The sequence below is a fragment of the Solimonas variicoloris DSM 15731 genome (genome assembly GCF_000382285.1).
Lineage (GTDB): Bacteria > Pseudomonadota > Gammaproteobacteria > Nevskiales > Nevskiaceae > Solimonas > Solimonas variicoloris.
The window spans coordinates 1-5,370 of the sequence record NZ_KB907963.1; the positions used below are offsets into that span (position 1 = coordinate 1).

General features: G+C 59.4%; 4 protein-coding genes and 1 pseudogene. 3 read left to right on the plus strand and 2 right to left on the minus strand.

All coding sequences use genetic code 11. The features are described 5' to 3' along the window. Positions 1-228, minus strand: a 228-nt coding sequence (locus tag H149_RS0119040; protein WP_020651356.1) for a transposase, incomplete at its 3' end; no start/stop codon positions are given. A gap of 20 nt (positions 229-248) precedes the next feature. Between H149_RS0119040 and H149_RS0119045 the strand changes: the two genes are divergently transcribed. Beyond that, complete coding sequence (locus H149_RS0119045) at positions 249-3,128, plus strand: RHS repeat domain-containing protein (protein WP_020651357.1); 2,880 nt, start codon at positions 249-251, stop codon at positions 3,126-3,128. A 547-nt stretch (positions 3,129-3,675) separates the two neighbouring features. Continuing rightward, positions 3,676-4,065 (plus strand): hypothetical protein, encoded by a 390-nt coding sequence (locus tag H149_RS0119050; RefSeq protein WP_020651358.1) that lies wholly within the window; start codon positions 3,676-3,678, stop codon positions 4,063-4,065. 48 nt (positions 4,066-4,113) lie between these two features. Here the strand turns inward: H149_RS0119050 and H149_RS21790 are convergent, their stop codons facing one another. Further along, on the minus strand, positions 4,114-4,950 hold the full coding sequence (locus tag H149_RS21790; RefSeq protein ID WP_020651359.1) for an HDOD domain-containing protein: 837 nt from the start codon (positions 4,948-4,950) through the stop codon (positions 4,114-4,116). Between the two features lie 265 nt (positions 4,951-5,215). Here H149_RS21790 and H149_RS23515 point away from each other — a divergent pair. Then, positions 5,216-5,370: pseudogene (locus H149_RS23515) on the plus strand (IS5/IS1182 family transposase); the annotation flags it as partial.

Sequence of the window (5,370 nt, forward strand, 5' to 3'; positions counted from 1 at the left end):
TTCAAGCGCCAGGTCGGCGTACATCCGCTTGAGCTGCGACAGCTCGGCTTCCAGCTCCTTGGTCCGCTTCAGATCGGAGGCTTCCATGCCGCCGTATTTCGACTTCCAGCTGTAGTACGTCGGCTCGCTGATTCCGGCTTTGCGGCAGATATCCTTCACCAGCATGCCGGCGTCAGCCTGCTTCAAGATCGCGATGATCTGCGTCTCGGTAAAACGCGACTTCTTCATGATGCCTCCTGGCAGTTACGATGCCAGAAAGCTCTGGTTATGAGTTGTTGCTCAGGCAGGGAAGCTTACGTCAGGACCGCTATGCCTTCGGCCTGAAGGTCATGAGCTACACCTGGGATGCGCAGGGACGGCTTTCCACGTTCAAGGACGGATTGAACCGCACGACGACACTCAGCAACTACCGGTTCGACATCCCGCGTCTCGTCACCTTTGCCGATAACAGCACGAGGAGCGCTGTCGTTTCAGACTTCGGTGAAGTCACGAGCCTGACCAACGAGAACGGGGCGACGACGAGCTACCAATACGACAGCATGGGCTTGCTGCTGCGCACCGATTATCCGAGCGGCGATACCGTTGCCTGGGCGCCGACCATCACGACATATTCCGTCCTTGCGGCATCCGAACTCGGCATGCCGGTCGGAACCTGGCGCGCGCGCACGACGACGGGCCGCTCGCAGACCAGCACCTACTACGACGCTCGCTGGCGTCCCGTTCTCGTCGAAGAAAAAGACACGACGACCGGCAAAGTGGCCTACAAGAGAACGGCCTACGACCATGAAAGCCATCATCTCTTCGATTCCTATCCGTCCGACACCTACACCGCAACGGCAGGCACCAACAGCGTTTATGACGCGCTCGGACGCCCCACCCTGCGACAGACGACGGACGGTGTCACCCTGAACCAGACGGCGTATCTGACGGGGGCCAAGGTGCAGACGACCGATGCGGACGGCAAGATCACGACCGTAGGCCACCAGGTCTTCGACAGCCCCGCCTACGGCCGTCCGATTCGCATTGAAGCACCGGAGAACCAGCTCACCGTCATCGAGCGCGATCTCTACGGCAAGATCACCGGCGTGACGCAATCCGGCATATGGAGCGGCGGCAACGTCAGTGCCACGCAAACGTGGACCTACGACGCCTATCAACGCCTCTGCCGCAAGACCGAGCCGGAAACCGGCAGCGTGATCCTGGGGTACGACGCGGCGAGCCAGCTGAAGTGGCAGCTCAAAGGCCAAAGCGGCGCGGGTTGCGTAACGACGCAGCCTGCGGGCGCCACGCTCTTCGGCTACGACACGCGCGGTCGCAAGACGCTGGACGACGAACCTGGCACTGCGGACGACGTGAGCTACGGCTACGACGCGGCCGGCAATCCCACCAGCGTCACGAACCCGACGGCGACGTGGACGTATGGCTACAACAAGCGCGGTCTCATCGAAACCGAGCAGGCGGTCATCGATGGCAAGACCTTCGTCCTGAACCCGACGTACGACAGCCTCGCGCATGTCCAGAGCCTGACAACGCCGGCCCGGACCATCGCGTACGCACCGGACGCGTGGGGGAGGCCAACACAGGTCGGCACCTGGGCAACCGGCGTTCAGTACTACGCTAACGGCCTGCCGAAGAACTACACCCTCGGCAACGGCCTGACTTACCTGCAGACGCTCAACAGCCGCCAGTGGCCCCAGGTCCAGACCACGCTGGATGGCGGAACCGTCGTGCAGCGCTACCAGTACAGCTACAGCGACGGCGGCGATCTGCTGAGCATCGATGACGACGACGAAGCCGACAACACCACGCTGGCCTATGACAACCTGCACCGCCTGAAGACCGCGACAGGCCTGTGGGGCACGTACGGCTATGTCTACGATCCGCTGAACAACATTCGATCGAGAACGGGCCCGAATGCGCTGACATACAGCTACAACGCCTCGAACAACCGCCTGAGCAGCATCAGCGGATCGCAAAGCCGCAGCTACAGCTACAACGCCAAGGGCGAGGTCACCGGCGACGGCACCAAGAACTTCACGCTCAACGCCGATGGCCAGATCACGAGCATCACCGGCATCGCCAGCTACGGCTACGACGGCAACGGCAAGCGGATCAAGACTTCCAAGAGCGGCGCAGTCGAATACGTCCTGTACGACCTCTCCGGAGGCTTGGTTTACAGCGAGCAAGGCACGACGAAGACTGACTATCTGCGCTTAGGCAGTTCCGTCATCGCCGAACTGAAGCTCAACGGCAGCACGACGACAGCGACGTACCTGCATCCGGACTTGCTCGGCTCACCCAGAAAGGCGACCAATGCAAACGGGGATATCGCGTGGGAGGAGCATTACGACCCGTACGGACAGAAGCTCAACGGCGTGGCAGAGAAGATCGGCTACACCGGCCACGCCTTCGATCCCGAATCGAATCTCACGTATATGCAGGCGCGGTTCTACGATCCGGCAGTGGGGCGGTTTCTGTCGGACGATCCGGTCGGATTCACCGAGGCCAGTGCGTTTTCATTCAATCGATACTTGTATGGCAATGCCAATCCGTATCGGTATGTCGATCCCGACGGACGGGTTAGCGACGAAGTCGATAGACAACCGAAGCCTGATATGCGGTCAATGTCCGCTCATCCAGGTCTCAGTTCGTCGCCTATCTCTATGACACAAATTGCATCCCACGGCGCGATCAACAATAATTCAAACACGAATTCCACACAGTCCAAATCAAATCAACAGTCTACTGCAGGATTTAGTGCAAAGGGATTACTTGTTGGAAAACCTTCTGTAGAAGCAAGCGGTATGGCTGCCCTAGGTGGAGGAATTCAAGCCACGAAAGGTCTATACAATGCGGACAGCAGTGTCGGTATAGTTACTCCGGCACTTGGTTTAAACGCCTCTGTGGATGTGAACTTAATTTCGCTCTCTTATAAAGGAAGTTCAGAGGCGCAAGCTCCTGCCGAAGTTAAGATAGGGTTTGAGTTAGATGCGCACGCCATTTTTGGCGGAAGCATTTCTTTAGGGTATACGCCACCTTCAACGTTCGCATTCTCGCTAGATGCAGGAGCAGGAGCTGGCGCTGGCTTCAGAGTTTTTGAGGTAAATGCCTTGTTTAACGAGGATTGAAGCGATGATTTTTAAATTGTTCCTTTCTTGGGCGCTACCAATTATAGTTGTGGCGTACTTGGTTGTTTTGATTAGGTTAGTATCCTTAATTCGGAAAGAGGAGGGTGCCTACTGGCAAACGATAGGGAACCCGAGCTTGTGGGATCCGAATGGGCAGGCGGCAATCCTGAAGAGGATATTTATCCCGAAGTTCTTTCCTAAAAGGATAGCAGAAAGGCACAAGCTCGAGATTAATATTGTGCGCATTTTGGGAATAGCAGGTTTAATAGCCTTCGCAGCAATTCTTCTGTTGATTGGGCTGGGTAGGTTTGAGAAATAACCAAGAGAGTCAAAGTAGCGAGCCACTATTAAATCCTGTGTACGGCGGGAGTGCGTCGCGTACGCCAGAATGAGGGCAGGCGCAAACTCGCCTTCTGTGCATCTGCAGATGCCTGATAACGCTGGCCTATGGTCTCTCGCTCGTCAGCGGGAGCCAGAATCTTAAGCATTACGTGGTCCGGAAAACGACCGGCAGGTCACAGCCACTATTACCCTATAGAGAGGATATATGAGCCGCACGTTACTGTTTGTTTTTCTGCTCATAAACTCTTGCGCATCCTTCGCGGAAGATGAGCGTTACTTCGGCGGTGATTACAGAAAGCTGCTGATTCAGAAAACCGCCGTCGATCTGATGATGCTCAATCGAATTCGGAGCCGAATCGTGGAAAGAGGAGAAACGCTGGATCTCGTCGACACGATGATGCAAACACAGATCACATATCTGCTCATCGAGAAGGATACGTGGCTCAATCACCCGGAACTGAGCCGGGAGGTGACTGCTGCAGTGAAGGGCTCCGCACGGGAGTGGCAAAGAAGCGCTCCGTCCAAGTATTTGAACAAGGGCTCCATGGACTTTGCCGAGTCCATATGCAAATGCTCTTTACCCAAGAACGAGTAGCCACCGTCACGTATCTCTGCGAACGGAAGCGCAAGGGCTTCTAGAACCTCACGCCGCCGCCGACTGCCCGCCGTCGAACAGCGACACGTAGCCATCCATCTTCATCACATCGACGTCCGGACTGACGTCGAGCTTGCGGTAGGCCGGCACGCCGGCGCGGTCGATCAGCGCGTAGGGTTTCTCGCGGCCGGCGGCGCTCTGCAGCAGGGCGACGCGGACTACGTCGGCGAGCGTCGGCGCACCGTCGTGGTCATCGCGGAAGTCGCGCCAACGCTCGGGCACGTCAATCAGCTCGGGCGGGAAGTGCCAGGCCTGCAGCACCAGCCGGCCGATGCGCGGCGACAGCACGTCGAGCACTTCGTCGAGCTCGCGCTCGTTGTCGATCGAAGCCTGGTTCATCTCGGCAAGGCGCAGGATCGGCAGCGTGCCGATGTCGTGCACCAGGCCGGCGAGCATCGCCATTTCCGGATTCAGCAGCGTGCAGTGCGCGGCGAGCACCTGTGCGGCGGCGGCGACGTCGACGCTCTGCCGCCAGGTCCGGCGCAGACGCGCTTCGAGCCACGGCGCGCCGCGCGTGAACATCTGCTCGATCGCCAGGCCGGACACCAGCAGGCGGGTGTAGTCGAAACCGAGCCGCGTCACCGCCTGGCGGACGTTGTCGACGCGGTGGCCGCCGCGCTGCGCGGCGCTGTTGGCGACGCGAATCAGGCGCACCGCCAGCGCCGGGTCCTTTTGCAGCTCGGCGGCCAGCGTCGCCGCCGAAACGTCCTCGCGCTGCACCAGCTGGCGCACGTGCAGGACGATCTCCGGCAAGGTCGGCAGTACGAGCCGGTCGCGGGTCAGGGCGTCAACGACGATGCGGTGGAAGCGTTCTTGCAGGGCCATGCGTCAGTACCGGGATTGCCTCTCCGGTAGCGGCCGCGCGGAGCAGAACTTGAGCCCCGCCTTCTCCTCTGCGCCCGGCACGGCCTACATCACTCCGTCATCGCCAGGCCTAGCTGAACGCCGTGGCGCACCGACTTAGTCGGCCCTGAACAACCCGCCCGCCCCTTACCCGGCGCGGGCTGAGCACCCTTGAGGCCTTGCCGAATCCTCCAGTTTCCAGTGCAATCGCATTCACTTTCTGGAAGATTTGGAGCGCAGGTTTTCAATGACCACCCCGGACTTTTTCCGCGCCCGGCTGGATGCGATGATCGATCTGCGTCACCCGCTCGCGGTATTGGCAACCCGCATGCCGTGGGCCGAGATCGAATCGGCGCTGGCGCCGTGCTTTGCCCGTCAGGACCGGCAGGGACGCCCGATCGA